The sequence below is a fragment of the Pontibacter brevis genome (assembly GCF_054779655.1).
This window is the reverse complement of record NZ_BAAGXV010000032.1, coordinates 112,623-135,582: the sequence shown is the minus strand read 5'-3', so window position 1 is coordinate 135,582 and position 22,960 is coordinate 112,623. Positions and strand designations below refer to the sequence as shown.

15 protein-coding genes are annotated in these 22,960 nt (G+C 49.2%); 12 read left to right on the top strand and 3 right to left on the bottom strand.

Annotated elements, in window-relative coordinates:
- Nucleotides 1-108: 108 nt before the first annotated feature.
- The 3 genes from ACYVB1_RS11175 (at nucleotide 109) to ACYVB1_RS11165 (ending at nucleotide 3,885) form a co-directional block, all read left to right on the top strand.
- Nucleotides 109-399 carry a DUF4834 family protein gene (locus ACYVB1_RS11175; RefSeq protein ID WP_460923659.1) on the top strand — a complete coding sequence of 97 codons (291 nt, stop codon included), beginning with the start codon at nucleotides 109-111 and terminating at the stop codon, nucleotides 397-399.
- A 42-nt stretch (nucleotides 400-441) separates the two neighbouring features.
- Nucleotides 442-2,889, top strand: a complete 2,448-nt coding sequence (locus tag ACYVB1_RS11170) for a YfhO family protein (RefSeq protein ID WP_460923658.1) — start codon at nucleotides 442-444, stop codon at nucleotides 2,887-2,889.
- A 96-nt stretch (nucleotides 2,890-2,985) separates the two neighbouring features.
- Entirely contained in the window at nucleotides 2,986-3,885 is a 900-nt protein-coding gene (locus ACYVB1_RS11165) for a 1-aminocyclopropane-1-carboxylate deaminase/D-cysteine desulfhydrase (protein WP_460923657.1), read from the top strand.
- Here ACYVB1_RS11165 and ACYVB1_RS11160 read toward each other — a convergent pair whose 3' ends face one another.
- Nucleotides 3,886-5,064: a hypothetical protein gene (locus tag ACYVB1_RS11160; RefSeq protein WP_460923656.1), complete on the bottom strand. Its 1,179-nt coding sequence runs from the start codon at nucleotides 5,062-5,064 to the stop codon at nucleotides 3,886-3,888. It lies immediately after the preceding gene.
- A 66-nt stretch (nucleotides 5,065-5,130) separates the two neighbouring features.
- On the opposite strand from ACYVB1_RS11160, the gene ACYVB1_RS11155 reads away from it, so the two are divergent.
- Nucleotides 5,131-5,766 (top strand): DUF4230 domain-containing protein, encoded by a 636-nt coding sequence (locus tag ACYVB1_RS11155; protein ID WP_460923655.1) that lies wholly within the window; start codon nucleotides 5,131-5,133, stop codon nucleotides 5,764-5,766.
- Between the two features lie 228 nt (nucleotides 5,767-5,994).
- Here the strand turns inward: ACYVB1_RS11155 and ACYVB1_RS11150 are convergent, their stop codons facing one another.
- Nucleotides 5,995-6,501: a regulatory protein RecX gene (locus tag ACYVB1_RS11150; protein WP_460923654.1), complete on the bottom strand. Its 507-nt coding sequence runs from the start codon at nucleotides 6,499-6,501 to the stop codon at nucleotides 5,995-5,997.
- Nucleotides 6,502-6,671: 170 nt separating this feature from the next.
- Between ACYVB1_RS11150 and ACYVB1_RS11145 the strand changes: the two genes are divergently transcribed.
- The 3 genes from ACYVB1_RS11145 (at nucleotide 6,672) to ACYVB1_RS11135 (ending at nucleotide 10,724) form a co-directional block, all read left to right on the top strand.
- A complete protein-coding gene (locus tag ACYVB1_RS11145; RefSeq protein ID WP_460923653.1) occupies nucleotides 6,672-7,562 on the top strand; it encodes a DMT family transporter in 891 nt (296 codons plus the stop codon).
- 133 nt (nucleotides 7,563-7,695) lie between these two features.
- Nucleotides 7,696-10,287: a DUF5686 and carboxypeptidase regulatory-like domain-containing protein gene (locus ACYVB1_RS11140; protein WP_460923652.1), complete on the top strand. Its 2,592-nt coding sequence runs from the start codon at nucleotides 7,696-7,698 to the stop codon at nucleotides 10,285-10,287.
- Between the two features lie 92 nt (nucleotides 10,288-10,379).
- Nucleotides 10,380-10,724, top strand: a complete 345-nt coding sequence (locus tag ACYVB1_RS11135) for a hypothetical protein (RefSeq protein WP_460923651.1) — start codon at nucleotides 10,380-10,382, stop codon at nucleotides 10,722-10,724.
- 53 nt (nucleotides 10,725-10,777) lie between these two features.
- On the opposite strand, the gene ACYVB1_RS11130 is transcribed toward ACYVB1_RS11135, so the two are convergent.
- Nucleotides 10,778-11,728 (bottom strand): EamA family transporter, encoded by a 951-nt coding sequence (locus ACYVB1_RS11130; RefSeq protein ID WP_460923650.1) that lies wholly within the window; start codon nucleotides 11,726-11,728, stop codon nucleotides 10,778-10,780.
- Between the two features lie 157 nt (nucleotides 11,729-11,885).
- Between ACYVB1_RS11130 and ACYVB1_RS11125 the strand changes: the two genes are divergently transcribed.
- From ACYVB1_RS11125 to ACYVB1_RS11105, 5 genes are all read left to right on the top strand, one after another.
- Complete coding sequence (locus ACYVB1_RS11125; protein WP_460923649.1) at nucleotides 11,886-14,342, top strand: bifunctional UDP-N-acetylmuramoyl-tripeptide:D-alanyl-D-alanine ligase/alanine racemase; 2,457 nt, start codon at nucleotides 11,886-11,888, stop codon at nucleotides 14,340-14,342.
- 233 nt (nucleotides 14,343-14,575) lie between these two features.
- Nucleotides 14,576-14,827, top strand: a complete 252-nt coding sequence (locus ACYVB1_RS11120) for a FeoA family protein (RefSeq protein ID WP_460923648.1) — start codon at nucleotides 14,576-14,578, stop codon at nucleotides 14,825-14,827.
- A gap of 72 nt (nucleotides 14,828-14,899) precedes the next feature.
- Nucleotides 14,900-16,993 (top strand): ferrous iron transport protein B, encoded by a 2,094-nt coding sequence (gene feoB, locus ACYVB1_RS11115; protein WP_460923685.1) that lies wholly within the window; start codon nucleotides 14,900-14,902, stop codon nucleotides 16,991-16,993.
- Nucleotides 16,994-17,945: 952 nt separating this feature from the next.
- Entirely contained in the window at nucleotides 17,946-21,188 is a 3,243-nt protein-coding gene (locus ACYVB1_RS11110) for a SusC/RagA family TonB-linked outer membrane protein (protein WP_460923647.1), read from the top strand.
- Nucleotides 21,189-21,199: 11 nt separating this feature from the next.
- Complete coding sequence (locus tag ACYVB1_RS11105; protein ID WP_460923646.1) at nucleotides 21,200-22,669, top strand: SusD/RagB family nutrient-binding outer membrane lipoprotein; 1,470 nt, start codon at nucleotides 21,200-21,202, stop codon at nucleotides 22,667-22,669.
- The last annotated feature ends 291 nt before the right edge of the window (nucleotides 22,670-22,960 follow it).

Sequence of the window (22,960 nt, the reverse complement as noted above, 5' to 3'; positions counted from 1 at the left end):
CTTTGCGGGCAATTACGTCAAAAAGGCAACAACAAAGTTTTGGCAGAGGAGTTGTAAGAAATAGGGTACTGTTTTTGCAGTCAGTACCTTACTTAAGAGAGCTTTATCATGATCAAATTCATATTCACCACACTACTCATTATTTTCTTCATCCGCATGGTCGCCCCGGTCTTGTTCAGGTGGCTTATCGGCATGTTTATCAAAAAGAAAATGCGCAACGGCACGTTCTTCTATACCAACATGCACCAGCAGCAACGCCAGCAACAGCCGCCATACAACAACGGCAGCCAGCAGAACGGCAGGACGAAAGGCAACGTGAAAATCGACTATATTCCGGAGCAGCCGGAGCGGAAGGATTTCAACGGAGGGGAATACGTTGATTATGAAGAAGTGAAATAAAACTGTTATCTTTCAACCTCTATTCTGAGGTTTTTGAAAGATATGACAACTACTTCCTTCGATTTTAAGCGGGATGCACTACCCCACATCATCGCTGTTCTTATTTTCCTTATTTTAACGGCCATATACTTCTCCCCGGTTCTTTTCGAGCAAAAAGGCCTGGCGCAGCACGACATACAGCAGTTCCAGGGTGGTGCCCGGGAAATACAGCAGTACCGGGAAGCTACCGGCGAGGAGGCGCTCTGGACAAATTCCATGTTCAGCGGTATGCCCGCCTACCTGATAAACACACACTTTCCCGGCGACTGGTCCCGCTACATACATTCTGTTTTAACATTCAACCTGCCAGCCCTGGCAGGTAATATTTTTGCTACGCTGCTGTGCGCGTACATTCTGTTGGTGGTCATGGGCATGAGCTCGTGGCTGGCCATTGTAGGCGCCATTGCCTTTTCCCTCACGTCCTACAACATCATCATTTTAGAGGCAGGCCACAACACAAAGTCGCTGACCATTGCTTACATCCCGATGGTGCTGGCGGGCCTGATTTACGCGCTGCGCCGCAACCTATGGATTGGGGCTGCCCTGTTTGCCGTGGGCCTTACGATGAACCTGCACTTCAACCACCTGCAGATGACATATTACATGCTGCTGCTGGTGCTGATTTTCGGTATAGTAGAGATTATTTACGCCATCAAGCACGGCACTTTTGCAGAGCTTCTGAAGCGTGGGCTGGTGCTGGCAGTAGCGGCTGTACTGGCCGTAGGCGTTAACTTTGGCCGTTTGTATACCACAGCAGAGTATAGCCAACACAGCATCCGGGGCAAATCTGAGCTGACGCAGCCAAACAGCGGTGACCGTGTTGGCAGTGGCCTTGACAGGGAGTATGCCTTTAACTGGAGCTACGGCATCAGCGAAACAATGACTTTGCTTATCCCGGACTTTTACGGTGGAAGCAGTGCTGCGCCTCTGGAAACAGACTCTGAGACCTACAGTGCCTTTACCCGAATGGGTGTGCCGCCGGTGCAGGCAGAGCAGATTGTGAAGCAGGGCCTGCCGATGTATTGGGGCCCTCAGCCGATGACCAGTGGTCCGGTTTACGTGGGAGCAATTGTGTGCTTCCTGTTTGTGCTGGGTATTTTTATTGTGGATAAACGCTGGGTGAGTTGGCTGGTGGCGGGTACGCTGCTGTCGTTTATGCTGGCATGGGGAAAGAACTTCGAAGCCTTCAACTACTTCATGTTCGACTACTTCCCGGGCTACAATAAATTCAGGGCAGTGTCCTCGGCCTTGGTGATTGCACAGATCACCATGCCTTTCCTCGCCATACTCGCCCTCTGGAAGCTCATTAATGAAAGAGGCCGGATTGAAGGGCTGGATAAGAAACTCCTCCTCTCAGGCGGCATCACGGCGGGAATTTGTTTGCTCGTGTGGCTTTTTGCCGGTACAGCCAGTTTTGTAGGAGGTTCCGACCAGCAGCTCATCCAGGCGCAGTTCCCGATTGATGCTATTCGTGCTGACCGTGAGAGCATGATGCGCAGCGACGCCTTCCGTTCCTTTGCTTTTATCCTCCTAGCTGCCGGCCTGCTGTATTTCTATGTAAAGGGCAAGCTTTCCGCTACGGTGGCCATTGCCGGAGTAGGCGTACTGGTGCTGGTAGACCTTTGGGCGGTAGATAAGCGCTACCTGAACAACAACGATTTTAGGGGCAATGTAGTGGCCGACTACTTTAGGCCTACCCCAGTAGACCAGCTGATTATGCAGGACAAGGACCTGAGTTACCGTGTCATTAACCTGGCGAACCCATTTAACGAAGCCCGTACCTCCTACTACCATAAATCTATCGGCGGGTATCATGGTGCCAAGCTGCGTCGCTACCAGGACCTGATCGACCGTCATATTTCACGGAACAACCTGGAGGTATACCGCATGCTGAATACCCGCTACGCCATTACGGGCGACCAGCAACAGCCGGTGCAGCGTGTGCCGGGAGCTTTGGGTAATGCCTGGTTTGTAGAGGAGGTGCAGCCAGTGCAGTCGCCGGACGAAGAGTTGGATGCCCTCACAATGTTTGACGCAGGCGAAACGGCTGTAATAGACGTAAGCAAGTTTCCAATTGAGAAGCAGAGCTTTTCGGCAGACAATGCCAACATCGAGCTGGTGGAGTACCAGCCAAATTACCTGAAGTATGAGTATGAGGCAGCCGAGGAAGGATTGGTAGTTTTCTCCGAGATATACTACGCCGATGGCTGGCAGGCCTACCTTGATGGGCAGCCCGTAGACCACATTCGGGCTAACTATGTGCTGCGCGCCATGCAGGTGCCGGCCGGGCAGCACACCATCGAATTCAGGTTTGCTCCGAAGGCCTATACGCTGGGCAATACCATTTCGCTTATATCCTCTATTTTGCTGCTGTTAGTGATTGTAGGAGCCATTGCTTACAGTGTAAAGAAGAAACCGACAAGGGAGGTGCCTGTTGTAGAGAAAGTGTAGGCAAGTCCTGTGTATCCTTCTTTCATCCTGTAAATCCTGAACCAGACAATAAGTTAAGAGCCTCAGCCAGCGCTGGGGCTTCTTTTTAAACCAAGTATGGAAGCACCACTGCAACAACTAACAGACCCACTCCTGCAGGAACACCAGGTGGAGCTCTGGATAAAGCGGGAAGACCTGTTGCATCCGGAAATACCGGGCAATAAGTGGCGCAAGCTGAAGTACAACCTGCAGGAGGCTAAGCAGCTACAACACCACACGCTCCTGACCTTCGGCGGAGCCTACTCTAATCACATTGCGGCCACCGCAGCAGCCGGCAAAGCTTTTGGCTTCAAAACAGTGGGTATCATCAGGGGAGAGGAATACCTGCCCTTGAACCCCACCCTCCTCTATGCTACATCATGCGGCATGCAACTGCAGTATATCTCCCGCGAAAAGTACCGGCAAAAGGGTGATGCAGCATTCTTGGACGAGTTGGCGGAGCAGTACGGAAAGCCCTATATACTACCGGAAGGTGGTACCAACAACCTGGCGGTGAAAGGCTGCACCGAAATCGTGCAGGACATCGCTATTGAATATGATTCTGTTTGCTGCGCCTCCGGCACGGGTGGCACGGTGGCTGGTATTATTGCTGGCTTGGCAGGCGAGAAGCAGGTGCTGGCTTTTCCGGCGCTAAAGGGCGGTGATTTCCTTCAAGAGGAAATAGAACAGCTGGTCCTTAACTACTGCGGGCAGACATATCAAAACTGGCGACTCATTACGGACTACCACTTCGGCGGCTACGCAAAAGTAAAAGCAGAACTGTTGGCTTTTATGAAGGCATTCCAGGACCAGCACCACATCCCTCTGGAGCCTATCTATACAGGTAAAATGATGTACGGCCTCTTTGATTTAATCCGGCAAAGCTACTTCCCCAAAGGCAGCCGCATTGTGGCTATCCATACCGGTGGTTTGCAAGGCAATGCAGGCTTTAAGGAGCGGCTGGGGATAGAGGTGTAACTAAACATCGAGCTTAGGCTTCCACTTTTCTATTTGCCAGCTGATTCCTGTGGCACCGAAGGCAAAAACGATGAACACGACACTTAACAGGAAGCGGCCGGTTTCATTTTCACTTGTAATGGTGGTGATGAACGCCTGCTGTAGCACCAGCAGCACACCAAACATTCTGATGGCAAGTGGTATCCTGTCCTTTAGTAAAGCTATGGCTCCAAAAACATACAGCGGGTAGAGAAGCAGCACAATCATGGTGTTATGAAACACCGAAAAGAACGGCTTTACGTTTCCCCAGAACAGCAGGAAGCGCAAAGCGGACATCCTGAAAAAGTAGGAGGTATTGTCACGCACAAACAGGTAGAGCTTCGTAAGTGGAGAGGCGTCTGCCGGAGGCATAACAATAGGCTTGTCTGAATGCACTAGCAGGCCTTTGTACAGGTAAATCACTTCACCCTTCTCGTAGGTTTCTACAACAGTAAAAGACTGCAACAGGTACTGGTCAACCACAAGGATGGCGGCAAGCGGTACGATAACTACTGCAGTTAGGAGCAACCGGCGCTGCTGTTTGGTAGGGGCTGTTTGATATGCAATTGTAATCAGGTAAGCGGCATAGGCAACTACTGCTATGAACCCATTCGGCCGGACCAGCGCCACATACAGCAATACCGGAACCGCCCAAAGTGATTGCCTCACCGAATTAGTCCGCACGATGAGGTAGAAGGCGAACATCAGCAAGCTGACATATAGCGATTCAGTCATGATGAAGGCATGAAACAACTGCAGGTCGTACCAGATGATCAGTATAAAAGTAGCAAGTGCAGGAGCGAGTACATTACCAGCCAGCATTTTTGTGGTGCGGTAAAAGTAAACGGTGGCAACACCCGAAAGCAAGGTCTGCGCTATGATGACTCCTTTAAGGCCGATGCCTAATTTGAACAGAAGCGCCAGAAACAGTGGGTAACCCAAGTATTTAATATAATAGTTGTTGGCGAAGTAAAACTCATCTGCAATGGCATGGGCATATTTCAGGTACTCCCAAGAATCGTCGGTGGTGCGGACGCCATACTTGAAGAAAAGAGTAGTATGCAACACTGTCCAAAGAACAATCAACGCTATGTGTATTCTCTTTTCAGATGCTGTGCTTAACTGCGGGTGGGGCAGTAAAGCCTGTAACTTATTGGGCATGATTTCTGTTGGTATAGCGTAAAAATAACATAATTAACCACGCATCTGCTAAACTTATTTCACTACATGCCCCTGCTCCGCCTTCTGTTTAAACTCATCCCCTGGATTCTCATTATTTTGGCTGGAATTTTCCTCTGGCGCACCTTCGGGAGCTTTTTTGATAAGTCTGAGGAGAGAAAGGTGCCGGAGGTGGTGGTGAACTACAACACCGTGCTGACCTCCGTGGAAGATATGGGCCGTATGGAGCTGGTGCGTTACAATTTCAAAGATGTGGTGGAATACGAGAAAACTGTTTCCCGTTTCATTCCAAATTCCAAACTGGTGCTTATCGTATCCGGGGAGGCGGTAGGCTGTGTAGACTTTGCCAAAATCACCCAGGAGGATATTGAGTTTCAAGGCGATTCGTTGATACAGGTAGCACTGCCTGCACCAGAAATTTGCTATTACAAGGTAGACCACAGCAAATCGAAAGTCTTCAGTAAAGAGAACACTTACTTCCAGGATGCGGAGCTGGTGGAAGAGGGATACAAGTACGCTGAGCAGAACGTGAAGAAGGCAGCCCTGAATTCAGGTATCCTGCGCCAAACAACCGAGAATGCTGAGAAAGTCCTCAAACCCATGCTGGAGGAAATTACCGGCCGCCGTGTAGTGCTGGTGCCGCAGCGCAGAATCCAAAACCCACAGGTACCACCGAAGCGGTAAAAGCGACACACGTATTTCGTACTTTGTAGAACGACTTCAATACCGCCAGTTGCAATACGTACTTTGAGGCAGCAGGAAAATAATACAGCCGAATTCCCCCTCCTATTTTAGGGTAGGGCCGGGGGGAGGTAATTTCGCAAGTGAGTCTGGAGACTCGCTCCCATTGTATGTCACCGGTTAGATACCGGCGCCAGCGATTCCTTTTCAACTTTCTAACTTTTCAACTCTCTAACTTTCTAACTTTTTCACTGCCTCCTGCACCAGGTCATTTTCATAGCCTTTGCTCATGAGAAAGTAGCTTAGCTTCTGGCGGCGCGTGAACGGGTTCTTTTCTTTTTCAGAGGCATTTTTTTTCTCCAGCAGGTTCAGGAGGTTCTCCTCATACACCTCCGGGTCAATTTCTTTCATGCCCTGTTTGATGCAGTAGTCGGAGATGCCTTTGCTCTTCAGGCCCTGCATAATCTTGCGTCGGCCCCATTTCTTCAGGCCGTACTTGCCGCGTACATAGCTTTGCGCATAGCGTTCCTCATCAATCAGCTTCTCCTGGCTTAGGCGCACAATCAGTTCTTCCACATCGTCCGGCTCCAGGCCGTAGGAGAAGAGCTTGGTCCGAACCTCCTGCTGCGTACGGTCCTGGTAGGCACAATAAGCTGCTGCTTTTATCAAGGCTTCTTTGGGTGTGTAGTGCTTCTGTTGCTTTTGTCGCTCCAAATCTCTGGTGGGTTGGTTACTCAAATATAAACAATCTGCTGCTGTGCATGGTTCTTGGGCAAAATAAGAAAATTAAAGAGTTAGAAAGTTTAGGAGTTAGAGTTTCTACACCCGGCTGTAGAACCATTCAACACAACAATTAGCAATCAACAATCTAAAGCCTGACCTTTGTCGCCTGATTTGAATAAAAGCTTATGCTTTCCAAAGGAGTTAAGTACATGCTGCTGTCCACGCTGTTTTTCTCACTGATGAACGTTAGTGTAAAACTGGTGTCGCATATACCGGCGGTAGAGGTAATTATGTTCCGGTCCGTTATCTCGCTGATTATTAGCTTCGCTTACCTGCGCAGGGCAAACGTAAGCGTGTGGGGGAACAACCATGCCTGGCTGATAGCAAGAGGAGCAGTAGGGGCAACAGCGCTGATTCTTTTCTTTAATACACTACAGAACATCCCGCTGGCCACGGCCGCTACGGTGCAGTACATGTCACCCATATTCACGGCTATACTGGGGATTTTTATCGTGAAGGAGAAGGTGAGGCCCTGGCAGTGGGTTTTCTTCCTGCTCTCGTTTTGCGGCGTACTGGTAATTGAAGGGGTAGAGACAGGTGTTGATACGTTTTACCTGTGGCTGGGCGTGCTAAGTTCTGTTTTCTCCGGAATTGCCTATACCATCGTGCGCAGACTTAATACGCAGGAGCACCCGCTGGTCATTATCTTTTACTTTCCGTTGGTTACCTTACCGGTGGTAGGTATCTACTCCATGTTCAATTGGGTGCAGCCCGAGGGTTGGGACTGGGCGCTGCTGTTACTGGTGGGGATCCTTACCCAGTTGGGGCAGTATTACATGACCATGTCTTACCAGACCGAAGAAATATCTAAAGTTGCAAACCTTAACTACATCGGTATCATCTATGCCTTGTTCCTGGGCTTTATACTCTTTGGTGAAACGTTTGATGTGTGGACGTATGTAGGCATGGGGCTGGTGCTGCTGGGGGTGGTGCTGAATATGCGTTACAAAACACGGCTGACAAAGCAGGCGGCTCTGGCGCAGGCAAGCAAACCGCTTGAGAAGAATGGCCTGTAGCCAAATATGTGTAGGTGATCAAACATTTTGTGTTAGTTTTTTCGTTAGCAAAACAAGTCTCTGTTCTACTTGTAAAACCCTTTATGTCATAACTTTGCCTGCCAGCCTGGCAAAGCGCCATAACCCTTAGCACATGCGTCAATATTGCCTGCTCCTTCTGCTCTTTCTGCTGCCTCTTTTTTCCATGGCCGGTGTGTTGCGCGGCCGCATTGTAGACGAAAATGGCAAAGGCCTTCCTTTTGCCAGCATTTATATCAAGGAAACCGCCAGTGGCACTGCCTCTAACGATGAGGGCTATTACCAACTACAGCTTAAGCCGGGTACCTATACCCTCGAATTCAAGTATGTCGGTTACCGAGCCACGTTCGAGAAAGTAACGGTAGGAGAGGGAACGCAGGAACTGAACGTGCAATTGCAGCCGGAGGTGCTTAATCTGAAGGAGGTAGTGGTACGTGCCGCCGACGAAGACCCTGCCTATGGCATCATGCGCAATGCCATCCGGTTGCGCAAATACCACCAGAACGAGGTAAAAGCCTGGAGCGCCCGCGTGTACATGAAAGGCGTCTACCGTCTCGACAAGGTGCCGCCAAAGGTATTGGGTATAAAAGTGGTGGACGTGGACACGGGCATTGTGTACCTTTCGGAGTCGGTGTCGGAGCTGAGCTTTAAGCGGCCGAACAAGGTAAACGAGCGCATTATCTCAAGTAAAGTAAGCGGGCAGAAGAAAGGCTTCAGCTTTAACCAGGCCTCTGAAATGAATGTCAGCTTTTACGATAACCTGCTGAAGGTGGAGGGGCTGAGTGAGCGGGGATTCGTGTCGCCGCTGGCGAACAATGCTCTGTTCTATTACCGCTTCGAGTATCTGGGTACTTTCCAGGAAGATGGTCGCACCATCAACAAAATAAAGGTAATACCGCGCCGCAAAAATGACCCTGTCTTCTCAGGTAATCTTTACATTGTAGACGGCAGCTGGCGCATCCACAGCACAGACCTGCGGCTGACAAAGGATGCCGGTATCGAGTTTGTAGACTGGATACGGGTACGGCAGGTGTATGCGCCGGTGGCGGAGCATGTGTGGATGCCGGTGTCGCAGCGCTTTAGTTTCGAGGCGGCAGGTCTTGGCTTTAAGGGCGGTGGCTATGCCATGGCGGTGTACTCCAGGTACAGGGTGCAGCCGGCTTACGCAAGGCCTCCCCAGCTAAAGGAGGAGGAACCAGAGCCTGTGGCGGAAACAGCCGTGGCGGAGGCGCAAGCTCCTAAAAAGCCAAGGGTAAAGCTTATAGAGCCCGAGCCTGTCGCGCCGGAAGAGCAGAAGCCCATCCACGATGAGAAGCTCTTCAGCAAAGAGATACTGGTGGTAGAGAAGGAAGCCAATGACCGGGATTCTGCTTACTGGGCGGAGGTGCGGCCTGTACCCCTGACACAGGAAGAGGTAAAAGATTATCAGAAAAAAGATAGCCTGGAGGTCATTAAAAAATCAAAGCCCTATCAGGATTCACTGGACCAGGTGCGGAACAAACCCTCTTTTGGGAGCTTCCTGATTGGCGGCTATACCCACTCCAATACCTATGAGAGAAAATATTACCGTTTCGACCCGCTGCTTAGCATAACCGGAGGGCCCAGTATTTTGCAGTACAATACGGTAGAGGGCGTGGTGGCTGATGTGCGGATGGAGTATGTGAAGCGTTTTGAAGACCGTACCCGCTACGAGATTGCCCCTGCTGTGCGTTACGGGTTCTCGAACGAAAAATTAAACGCGAAGCTGCGCCTGAGCTACCAGTACGACCCGATTAAGAACAGCACGGTGTCGGTGGAAGGAGGGCGTTACGTGGAGCAAATCAGCGCTGTAAATCCTATCTCCCCTTTTGTGAACACTGTCTACACACTGGTGGCAGAGCGCAACTTTATGAAGCTCTACCAGCGCGACTTTGGCCGTGTCAGCTACCGTGGCGAGCCGCTGAACGGGGTTTATTTTCATGGGTGGGTGGACTATGCTCACCGCATGCCCCTGCACAACACCACTGATTACACCTTCCGAAGCCGGGAAGACACAGAGAGCCGCTTCACCTCCAACGTGCCGGTGAATGCTGAACTGGCAGACGCGTCCTTCTCTGCGCACGAGGCGCTGACCCTCAGCCTGAATGTGAGCATACAGCCAGGGCAACGGTACATTACCCGCCCGGATAACAAAATCAACCTGGGTTCTAAATATCCTACTTTTACGTTAGGCTTCCGGACGGGTATACATGCATTGGGCAGCGATGTGAACTATAGCACTGCCGCCCTGCGCATCAGCGATGACGCTAGTATGGGCCTATTTGGACGAAGCAAGTACAGCGTAACGGGAGGTTCCTTCTGGGACAGGCAGAACATGTACCTGATGGACTACAAGCACTTCAATGGCAACCGTACCTTGTTTGCAGGCGTGTACGAGGGCTTCCAGTTGCTGGACTATTACCGATATAGCACCAATAACCGTTACCTGGAGGCGCACTACGAGCATCACTTCAATGGTTTCCTGTTCAATAAAATACCGCTGTTTCGCAAGCTGAAATGGCAGGAGGTAATAAGCCTGAACTACCTGAACACGCAGGAGTCGCGGCACTACCTGGAGTTGGGCCTGGGCATTGAGCATATTTTTAAGGTAATCCGGATGGATTTCGTCACCTCGTTCCAAGAAGGTAACAAGGCCAGAACCGGTATCATGTTTGGATTCGGGTTTTAACGGCTTGTAGGAAGAAAGCCTGCTTTCATAACCTATTAGCGCTGTGTTCGTTAAAAACAGTACAATAACTAATGAAAGAAACCGACATGAAAATGATATCAAATATATTTAAAACAGGGGTAGCAGTGGCTTTTGCAGCCGTTGTTGGGTTTGGCTGTGGAGATAGGCCAGCCTCTAACCCCACCGACGACACCAGTACCTCAGCGGCCATTGTGGAAATGACAGATGCCGAACACTTGAATGAGCCGCGCCCATCTACCATAGGCGATAGTGCTGAAACAGGTGAGCAAGCCGACCAGTTTGGCGATATGCGCTCTAACGTGGATACGGCTGCACGACGACTGCATCAGCAGAATATGGAAAGGCAGCAAAGAGAAAACCCAAACCAGCGCCCAATTCCAACTACGCCTCCAAACCGTGAAATTGACGGTCAATAATACAGAAGCTTAAATAGAAGAAGCCCCGGCAGTAACAACTGCCGGGGCTTCTTCTATTTAACAATTGCGGTAGTGCCCACTGGTGGAATAACCAGCCCATTGCCCCGCTTTTTGCGTCCCTTGATGTTCAGGTTGTAAATGATAACAGAGACAAAAATCAGCAGGTAAGCCAACAGCTTTGTGGATGTTGTCTGCTCGTTAAAATACAGGAATGCCATCACGAAGTTGATGATGGGGTTGATGTACATCAGAATGCCAATGGTGCCGGAGGTAAGCTCTTTCAGCGCGAAAAGGTTCAGGAACAGTGGCAGCACGGTAAAGCCAGCGCTCAGAATAGCGATGTTCAGGAAGAAGTGGGAGTTTAGCGCCACATTGCTTTCCCCTACAAAGTAACTGTAAAACGGTGCCAGGAGTGCAAAAGAAAGCAGCAACTGTAGCGTAAGCAGCACAATTTTGTCATAAGCCTTCAGGAGACGCTGCGTGATGAGGTAAAAAGCATAGCTCAGCGCAATCAGCAGGCTAAACAGCAGGCTTGACAGTTCGCCGGTTCCTACCAATACACAGCTCAGGGCGCTAAGGCCAATGGCCAGCCATTGATTTGCCCGCAGCTCTTCCTTCAGTAACATAAATCCGAGCACCGCCGTCAGGATAGGGCATAGCAAATAGGAGAAAGAGCCGGTCTGTATATTAATATGGTTGATAACATAAATAAATGCCAGCCAGTTGATAGTAAGCAGCGCCCCGCCGAGAAAAGTGTAGAGCATAAACAGGCGCTTCTGCCGGGGCAAAGCGTTTTTTACCTGCGCCAGCGTTTGCTGCATCTGCCTGCGGCGAAATAACAGCGAGATAAGCAGCAGCAACACAATGGAGAAGGCCACCCGGAAATGCAGAATCTGCCCGCTTGGATATGCCGCCAGCGCCTTGAGCGGAAAGGGAATGAAGCCCCAGATAACAAAGGCTGCTATGCCTGCCGCATAATATGGTTTGGTTTCCGTAGTTTCCATAGGAAGTAATCGTATTAAAAGAGCGCAAAGGTAAAGAAAGTAGAGGCAGGTGAAGTACAGGAGGCTGCTTTTTTGTAGTGAAAAATGTCTGTGATCTCATGCGCTGAATTCTGACTCTATTTTACTTTATCTTTGCGCAGGCATATCCCTATATTTCATGCTTACATTCCAGGAACTCACTTCAATCATACAAGGGCATGTGGTGCAGTTAGTGCAGCCACAGCCAGTTGTGCACCTGCTCACCGACAGCCGTAAGCTTTCGCAGCCCACGGGCACCCTTTTCTTCGCTATCCGGGGCAGGTACAATGATGGGCATAAGTACCTGCCGCAGCTGTATCAGCAGGGGGTAAGGGCTTTTCTGGTAGAGCAGGGTGATGAGGCGGAATTGAAGCAGCACTATCCGCAGGCAAACATACTACGGGTAGCAGATAGCCTGGAGGCGCTGCAAAAGCTGGCGGCCTGGCACCGGGCGCAGTTTCAAATTCCGGTCATCGGGGTAACAGGCAGCAATGGCAAAACTATTGTAAAGGAGTGGCTGGCGCAGCTGCTGAGCCCGGACGAACTGGTAGTGAAAAGCCCCCGCAGCTATAATTCGCAGCTGGGCGTGCCATTGAGTGTGTGGCAGATAGAGCAAAACCATACCTTCGCTATTTTTGAGGCGGGCATCTCGCAACCGGGTGAGATGGAGAAGTTACAACAAATCATACAGCCAACCTTCGGCATCTTCACTAACATTGGTAGCGCACACGACGAAGGTTTTGCATCACATCAACAGAAGGTGGAGGAGAAGCTGAAGCTGTTTAAGGATGTAGAACTGCTCTTTTACTGCGCTGACCATTCGCTGGTGCACGAGGCAGTGCAGGCGCAGGGAATCAAAACATTCACCTGGGCCAGAACACAGGCAGCGGACGTTGCTATCACGGCTACAAATACTGTCGGACATAAAACTATTGTGGTATTTGCCTACCAGGGAGCAAAGCAGCGGCTGGCAATTCCTTTTACGGATGAGGCGTCTGTAGAAAACGCACTTCATTGCCTGGCTGTGCTGCTGTACCGCAACCTGCCGCTTTCTGAAATCCAGGACCGGCTGGACCGGCTGCACCCTGTGGCTATGCGTCTCGAAATGAAAGAGGCCATCAACAGTTGCTACCTCATCGACGATACCTATAACAATGACCTTGCTGGCTTAGCCATCGCGCTGGGCTTGCTGGTAAACCAACCGCAGCGCGGCAACCGCACAGTTATTCTTTCTGACTTGCTGGAATCCGGGCTGCCAGAGGAGAAGCTGTACCGCCAGGTAGCAGAGTTAGTTCAGGCGCGCGGGGTAGAGCGGCTGATTGCGATTGGTGAGAAAATCAGCAAGTACAGCAACCTGTTCAGTGTTCCGGCAGAATTTCATCCCTCTACTGCAGACTTCCTGGCGCAGTTCAGTCCCGCCCGTTTCCGCGACGAGCTGATTCTGGTAAAAGGCGCGCGTGTGTTTGAGTTTGAGAAAATTGTACAGGCTTTTCAGCAGAAGGTGCATGGTACGGTGCTGGAGGTGAACCTGGATGCGCTGGTGCACAACCTCAACTACTACCGCTCCAAGCTGGCCCCGGATGTGCGGCTGATGGTGATGGTAAAGGCCTTCGCCTATGGCAGCGGCAGCTTTGAGGTCGCTAACCTGCTGCAGTTTCACCGCGTGGACTACCTTGCAGTGGCTTACGCGGATGAAGGAGTGCAGCTGCGGGAGAATGGTATCACGCTGCCCATTATGGTGATGAACCCATCGCCGGACAGTTTTGCCAAGCTCCGGCAGTATAACCTGGAACCGGAAATATATGCCCTGGAACAGCTGCAGGCGTACGTTACCTCTCTGGCTGGCGCTGCCGTCGTTAAAATACACCTGAAGCTGGACACCGGTATGCACCGCCTGGGCTTTACGGAAGAGGACTTTGGCGCACTGTTCACCTTGCTGCAGCAGTATCCGCAGGTGCAGGTCATGACTGCTTTCAGCCACCTGGCGGGAGCTGACGAGGCAGTACACAATGATTTCTCACAGCTGCAAATCCGCAGGTTCAGAGAGATGGCTGATGAAGTAGAGACGCGTTTAGGCTATCGCGTTATCAAGCATGTACTGAACTCTGCGGGTATTGTGCGTTTTCCGGAGCATCAGCTGGACATGGTGCGCCTGGGCATTGGGTTGTATGGTGTGGAGGCCACAGGGGCTGAACAGGAGGCGCTGCGCCCGGTGAGTGTGCTCAAAACAACAGTGTCGCAGGTGAAGAAGGTAAAGCAGGGTGACACAGTAGGCTACAGCCGCAAAGGAGTAGCAGATTCAGATAAAACTACTGCTACCATCGCCATAGGCTATGCCGATGGCTACGACCGACGCTTCAGCAACGGCGTTGGGCAGGTGCTCATTCACGGGCAGCGCTGCCCTCTCATCGGCAACGTGTGCATGGATATGTGCATGGTCGATGTGACAGGGCTGGATGTAAAAGCGGGCGATGAGGTGATCGTGTTCGGTCCGCAACTGACGCTGGTGGAGCTGGCCAAACAAATAGGCACCATTCCGTATGAGCTGCTCACCAACGTCAGCACCCGCGTCAAGCGGATTTTCTACTCAGAGTGAATTTCCTGATTTGGAGGTGGGAAGATGAGGAAATGTGAGAATGATTCTTACATTTCCTCATCCCGGGATTCCCCTATCTCCATGTCTGCATCCAACTTTTTTTAACTATTTAACCTGCTCATTTCCAATTATTCACATCTCCCTGTCTCCAAATCTGCAAATCTTTTGCTTTCCTACTGAACACCTTGTAACTTGCAGTTGTTTATAATGAGTCTAAATAAAACCAGTTAGAGGTGCGAAAAAAGGCAGAAGAACAGCAGGGGCAAAAAAGTGTGCGCGACCTGAAAATAGGGGAAAGCGGTGTTATCTGCTGCCTGAGTGACCCTGAAATGGGGCTGAAACTGCTCGAGATGGGTTGCATACCCGGTACGGAGGTGAAGCTGAACAGCCGTGCCCCCTTTGGCGACCCTATCACGATTATTGTGAACGATTATACCCTCTCACTGCGCTTAGACGAAGCCGAGACAATATTGCTCAAGCAGTAAACCTGATTCATGACTTTTGTAACTACCCAACCTGATATACCAAAGGTCGAAAGGCCATCTGTGCAGCCAAGCATGGCAAAAATTGCCCTGATTGGTAATCCAAACTCAGGCAAAACATCTCTTTTTAATCAGCTTACCGGCCTTAACCAGAAGGTTGGCAACTTTCCGGGTGTTACAGTAGATAAAAAAACCGGCTACAGCCAATTGACGCCAAATTTAAAGGCGCAGGTTATTGACCTTCCGGGCACTTACAGTCTATACCCGAAGTCCCTGGACGAGCGGGTTGTTATTAATCTGCTTTATGACCCGGAGTCTAAGCACTACCCAGACCTTGTTATTGTAACCGCTGATGCGTCTAACCTGAAGCGCAACCTGTTGCTGTTCTCGCAGCTGGCAGATTTACAGATCCCGTCGGTGCTGGCACTGAACATGGTGGATGTGGCTGAGCAGGAAGGGGTGAAAATTGACATTCCTGCCCTGCACCGGGAACTGGGAGTACCAGTAATACCCATGAATGCCCGTAAAGGGCTGGGAGTGGCAGCTCTCAAAATTGTGATGTCACAGCAACTGGAGGCAACAAAAGTATCCTTTTATGAGGTGCCTGCAGAGCTAAAGCCATTGCTTCAGGCAGTAAAGTCGAGGTTTGGCCTGGAGAATGATTATGTGGCGCTGCAGTATGCCCACCACTATAAAGGCCTTAAATTTTTATCAGAGCAGGATGTGGCGTGGTTGGAAACGTTGCTGCAGAAAGCAGAATTTAATTCCATCACGCAGCAGGCCAATGAAACCGTTGCCCGCTATACCCGCATCAACGAAATGCTGCTCGACATTGTGCGGGTAGAAAAGGCTGATAAAGCCGAGAAATTCAGTAACCGCCTTGACCAGATTCTGACGCACAAGGTTTTCGGTTACCTTATCTTCTTTACCATCCTGTTCCTCATTTTTCAGGCGGTGTTTGCATGGGCAAGTTACCCCATGGACCTGATTGATCTTGGAATTGCCAACCTGAATAGCCTGATTCAGGAAAATTTTGAAGGGCCTCTGGTTAATCTGCTCACAGAAGGTGTGATTGCCGGACTGGGTGGGGTACTGATATTTGTGCCGCAGATTGCCGTGCTGTTTGCCTTTATTGCCATTCTGGAGGAAACTGGCTATATGGCGCGTGTCACGTTCATGATGGACAAAATCATGCGTAAGTTCGGCCTGAACGGAAAAAGTGTGGTGCCACTTATTTCCGGAGTGGCTTGTGCCGTGCCCGCAGTGATGTCGGCCAGAACCATTGAGAACTGGAAGGACAGGATGATTACCATTTTTGTGACGCCGCTGATGAGTTGCTCGGCCCGCATACCTGTGTACACGGTCCTGATTGCACTGGTGGTGCCGGAGAAGTATTATTTTGGGTTCCTGAACCTGCAGGGGCTGGTGCTGATGGGGCTGTACCTGATTGGTTTTTTGGCTGCTATCTTCTCTGCTCTGCTGCTCAAGACTATTCTCAAGGCCCGCGAGCGCAGCTACTTCATTATGGAGTTTCCGGTGTACAAGATGCCGCGCTGGAAAAACGTGGGGCTTACTATTGTAGAGAAATCAAAAGCTTTTGTGTTTGAGGCGGGTAAAGTGATTGTTGCTGTTTCAATTATACTTTGGGTGCTGGCTTCTTACGGTCCCGGCGATAACTTTGAGGAGGCCCGTCAAAAAGCTGTGGCAGAAGCACAGGCACAGAACCTGAGCGAGGCACAGATAGAGAACCGTATTGCCTCTTATCAGTTGGAGTCCTCTTATGCCGGCGTGATTGGCCGCACCATAGAACCCGTTATCAGGCCGCTGGGTTACGACTGGAAGATTGGCATTGCCTTGCTTACCTCCTTTGCGGCACGTGAAGTGTTTGTAGGGACCATGTCCACCATCTACAGCATAGGCGAAGAGGAGAATGTGAGCACCATTAAGAATAAATTAATGACAGAGAAAGACGCCAACGGAGACCCGTTCTTTACGCCTGCCCGCGCTTTCTCCCTCATGATTTTTTACCTGTTCGCGATGCAGTGTGTGAGTACGCTGGCCATTGTGCGCCGTGAGACAAAAAGCTGGCAATGGCCGCTGGCACAACTACTCTATATGAGCGGCCTGGCGTACGTGATGGCATTTATGACGTACCAGGTTTTTAGTTGATATTCCCTTTTCCGGACTGGAAAGGAAGCCAAAATAAAGGCCGCTGCTCATGAAGAATGGGCAGCGGCCTTTATTTTGGCTTCTACGTATAAGGCTTGTATAAAGGGAATTATCATCTGCAGTGGCAAGTGCAGGACAGCGTTTTGCTTTTCTTTTCTCTGCGGATTAGTATTATGAAAACAACTAATTAGGTAATACCCGTTCTTGAACCTGCTCCTTTCTTATAGAAAGATCGGACTTTTTTGTAGCGTTTTTTTCTGTTTCCGGATGAAAAGGTACAGTACGCGCGGTAAAAAGTGCTACTGCAAGACTGGCATAAATAGTCCTTCTTTATTAAAGAACTATTTATGTTATGGAGTGAAAATTTGTTTAATGTTTATAGCAAGAAAAAATCCTTTTGATATTCATAAAGTAAGTATCTGCTAATTAAAATATTAAAACTTTAAAATTACCCTGAGCATCTTTAAAAGGTATGCATAAGCACGTTAATTATTTGTTAATAAGCGCAAATTTCGGTAAACTTGGCTCATTCGCCTACTTAAATATAAACCTATGAAGAAAACTTTACTGTTAAAGCTTCCTTGCCAAATACAATATAACCTCTTCTCTGTTTTAAAGCGGCCCTTCTCTTAGGAGAGGGTACGACAACTGCAGGCCCATATCCATCCTACTTTACGACTAAAGACGGCCGTGCCCTCTTAGTCCTCTTCCTGCAGTTGGTTGACCTGCATGACGCTCACTTTGAGCGCTGACGCAGCATAAGTCTTATCAGTTCAGTATTCTTTTTCAACAAACAGTGGAACGCGAAAATTTGTGGTAACAGATAATCATTTTGTCTTGGAAAACTACAGGTTAAATCTATTTACTCTCCGGGTGGGCCTGCTTTAGGCCTGTTTTAATTCAACTATTATATGTTAAACTTCTACTTATTATTAACTAAACAAACAACGCAATGAAAAAAGCTCTAATGTTATGCTTCTTTCTGGTCTCAGTCCTGCTGCAGCAGGCGATGGCCCAGAGCAGAACAGTAACGGGAACAGTGACTGACGAAGCAACCGGGCAGGGGCTGCCTGGGGTTGCTGTTATCGTTAAAGGAACCACAATAGGTACCACAACTGGTGCTGAGGGTGCCTATTCTATTAGTGTGCCAGCAGGTAATAATACATTAGTGTACCGTTTCATTGGTTACAATAATGTTGAACGTGCGATAGGCAATTCCAACACGGTAAATGTTTCTTTATCAACAGACACGAAACAATTACAGGAGGTAGTAGTGACCGCTCTTGGTATTGAAAGAACGAGAAACGAGCTTCCTTATGCAGCACAGTCTGTTGGTGGTGAGGAAGTTGCCCAGACAAGACAGCAGAACTTCACTAATGCACTTTCTGGCCGTGTGGCTGGTGTGCAGGTGCAGCAGAACAACAACCTCGGCGGTTCTACCAACGTGGTTATCCGAGGCAACAAATCTATCGGTGGTAACAACCAGGCGCTTTTCGTAATTGATGGTGTTCCTATCGATAACTCTACCAACAACACAGCTAACCAGGCAACTGGCCGTGGTGGTTATGACTACGGTAACGCCGCAGCCGACATCAACCCGGATAACATCGAGTCGATGACTATTTTGAGAGGTGCTGCTGCAACAGCGCTTTACGGTTCCCGTGCCGCTAATGGCGTTGTAATGATTACTACCAAAAAAGGTTCTAAGAGACAAGGTATTGGTGTTACAGTTAACACAGGTGCCAACTGGGGCTTTATGGATAAAAGCACGTATACCCGTTATCAGAAAGAGTATGGTAGAGGTTACCCGGGAGCTGTTTATAGCTCGGAGTATCCTGGCTTTTATGCCAACGACGTAAACGGTGACGGAACTCCAGAAAGAGTAGTTGTTTTGAACGAAGACGGATCTGCCGGACCTCGTTTCGATCCAAACCTGCTTGTTTGGAACTGGGATTCATTCGATCCAAGTTCTCCTAACTATAACCGTCCTACCCCATGGGTAGCTGCTGAGAACGATCCTACTACCTTCTTTGAGACTACTTACGGTACTTCGCACAACGTTGCAATCGACGGTACAAGCGATAAAGGCTTCTTCAGAGTAAGTTATGGACGTAACAGCAACGACGGTATGCTGCCAAATTCTAACGTTACAAAGAACTTCGTAAACTTCTCTTCTTCCTACAAGGTTGTTGATAAATTAACAGCCACTACTTCTCTTAACTATACTGAAACCGATGGTCTTGGCCGTTATGGTACTGGTTATAGTGGCCTGAACCCTAACCAGGGCTTCAGACAGTGGTGGGGTATTGATGTGGACCTGGCGGAGCAGGAGCGTGCTTATTTTGCTACACGTCAAAACGTAACCTGGAACCCTAGATCCTGGAACGATTTACGTCCGATGTTCTTCGACAACCCGTACTGGACACGTTACGAAAACTACAACACAGATAACAGACGCCGTGCTTTAGGGTATATCCGTCTGGATTATGAGCTAACTGATTGGTTAAGCATCATGGGGCGTGCTTCACTGGATACTTATGATGAGGTTCGTGAGGAGCGTTATGCAGTAGGTTCCGTAGGCGTATCCAGCTACACCAGACACAACGGTCGTTTCAGCGAAGCAAACTATGACCTGATGGCGAACGTGGACAGAGACCTTTCTGAAGATTTCAACCTGAAGGCTACAGTTGGTACTAACATCCGCGATACGCAAACATCAATGATCCGTGCTACTACAAACGGTGGCTTGGTAGTTCCTCGCTTGTATGCTCTGTCTAACTCCCGTAACCCGCTAGGCCCGCCTCTTGAAGAAGATACTCGCCTGCGTGTGAACGGTTACTTTGCCAGTGCGACCCTTGGTTTCAGAAACCTTGCTTTCTTAGACGTAGCTTCTCGTATTGACCAGTCTTCTTCACTGCCTGCAGCTAACAGAACTTACTACTATCCATCTATCTCTGGTAGCTTTGTGTTCTCGGAGCTAATGGAGCCTAATTACTGGTTAACCTTTGGTAAGATAAGAGCTAACTACGCAGAGGTTGGTAACATGGCGCAGCCACTGAGTGTATTCAATACTTACAACCTGTTGGCTCCTTTTGGTTCTACATCGCTTGCTTCTGTTAACGGTACCCGCAGGAACCCAAACCTGAAGCCAGAGCGCACAAACAGCTGGGAGCTTGGCCTGGAGATGAACTTTATGGATGCCCGCGCAGGTTTTGACGTGACGTACTACCACGCAAGCAGCGTTGACCAAATCCTGAACGTGCCAATTTCCAGAGCTACTGGTTACAATGCACAGTGGATTAATGCCGGAGAGGTGGTAAACAGAGGTTTTGAGGTGTCTGCTTTTGGTAGACCAATCCAAACAGATGCTTTCTCCTGGACAATCAATGCTAACTGGACAAGAAACAGAAGTGAAGTAGTGGACCTTGGCCCAATCCAGAACTACCAGATTGCTTCCTTCCAGGGTGGTGTATCTCTGAACGCAGCTGAAGGTGAGCCATTTGGTATCATTAAAGGTGCTGGTTTTGTTTACAACGACCAGGGGCAGCGAGTAATAGGTGAAAACGGTTTGTATTTATCTAACAGAAACGCAAACACTAGTATTGGCGATATCAACCCAGACTGGGTTGGTGGTGTGTCTAACACTTTCAGATTTAAGGGTGTATCACTTAGCTTCCTGATCGACATGAAGAAAGGTGGCGATGTGTTCTCTCTTGATCAGCGTTATGGTGAGTACACTGGTATTCCTGACAACACGTCGTTCATCAACGACCTTGGCAACCCTGTACGTAACCCGATTGTGCGTAATGCAGATGGTACTTATGCCGCGAACAGTGGTGGTATGATATTGCCTGGTGTTAAAGAAGATGGTTCTCCAAACGATACCCGTGTAGAAGTGTTCTATGCCATGGGTTACAACAACCCTCCTGAGATGCACGTGTACGACGCCAGCTATGTGAAACTGAGAGAGGCTACATTAGGCTTCGCCCTGCCAGAGTCTGTGGTGTCTAAGCTAGGTGTATTCCAGGGTATCGACCTGTCAATCTACGGTAGAAACCTGTACATCTTCCACAAGAACACACCATATTCTGATCCGGAAGAAGGCTTGAGCGCCGGTACCCTTTCACTTGGTTACCAGAGTGGTGCATATCCTACAATGAGAAATGTAGGCTTTAACGTAAGAGCAAGATTTTAATTAAACATCATATGAAAAAGATATTTGCATTTTTGATTCTCGCCTTGGCCTTTGTCGGGTGTACAGATGACTGGGATGAGGATTTGAGAGACCCTAAAAACCCTACAGAGGTTCCTGCCGCTATGCTTTTTGCTAATGCGCAGCGTAACCTCGTAGACCAGATGGTTACACCTAACGTAAACTCGGGCATCTTCAGGCTGATATCTCAGCACTGGGCTAACACGACCTATCCTGAAGAAAGCCGCTATGACTTGGTTAGCCGTAACATACCGCAGAACTTCTGGTTCACGCTGTACCGTGATGTGTTAATGGACTTCAGAGAAGCCTCTACAATCATACAAGAAGATCAGGTGCTTAATGCCACTATGAAAGCTAACCAGTTAGCTGTGATTGAAGTGATGGAAGTGTACACGTGGGCTGTATTGGTAAATACATTCGGAGACATTCCTTACTCTCAGGCACTGAACCCAGACATCATCTATCCGACGTATGACGATGATGCTGCTATCTACAGCGACCTGTTTACAAGGCTGGATGCTGCTATTGCTACGTTGAACCAGGGTGCCGGTTCTGGAAGCTTCGGTGGCGCTGACCTGATCTATAATGGAAATGTTGCAAATTGGCTTAAGTTTGCCAATTCACTAAAGCTGAAACTGGCTATGACGGTAGCGGATGTAAATCCAGAGCGTGCCAGAACTGCTGCCAGCGAAGCTGCGTCCAATGTGTTCCAGTCAGCTGCTGATCAGGCTACATTCAGATATACAGCTACTACGCCAAACGTAAACCCTGTGTGGACGAACCTTGTGCAGAGTGGCCGTAATGACTTTGTGCCTGCCAACACGCTGGTAGATGTGATGAATGAACTGGATGATCCGCGCCGTGCCGCTTATTTTACGCAGCACAATGGTGCTTACGTGGGAGGTATCTATGGTAATAACAACACTTACGCGAACTTCTCTAAGGTTAATCCTACAATCACCGCTCCTGATTTTCCAGCCATACTACTTGGATACGATGAAGTAGAGTTCTATCTTGCAGAAGCCGCTGCGCGTGGTTTCATCGATGCAGCGCCTGCTGAACACTACAGAAGAGCTATTACTGCTTCTATGCAGCTTTGGAATGTGCCAGAAGCAGAGATTACGGCTTACCTAGCTCAGCCAGAAATTGTGTCCTTCATTGCAGCAATGTCAGTGCCTGGTACTTCTAACACCTTAACTGAGGCACAGCGTCAGGCACTGGGTGTGCAAAAGTGGATTGCGCTTTATGAGCGTCCGTTCCAAGCCTGGACAGAGTACCGTAGACTGGACTATCCGCAACTACAGGCGCCTGATGAGCAGTATAGACCGGCGTATTCAACTGTACCAGTGCGTTATCCTTATCCGCCAACTGAGCGTACGCTGAATCCAGAAAACGTTAATGCTGCAGCTTCAGCCATAGGTGGAGATGAGGCAACTACAAGAATCTTCTGGGACGTTAGGTAATTAGAACTGACAAATAGAAGAGTAGATTAATTAAGTATTAATCTACCTCATTTTAGAAAGGCCCCCGGTTTCCGGGGGCTTTTGTTTTTACAAGTTCTGTTACAGCAGAAAGAAAGCTTTTTAGTGTACACTTCTCAGGAAAGTGATAAGCATCAAGGTGTGGTGCTATATCACATTTTAGGTTATATGTGTCTTCTGTTATAAAGAATGCGTCTTTTGCTATCTTAAAAGTCTTGTTTGTACGAATTGTGATGTGGTAATATTCTAAAAATGTTTATATATTGAGAGAGT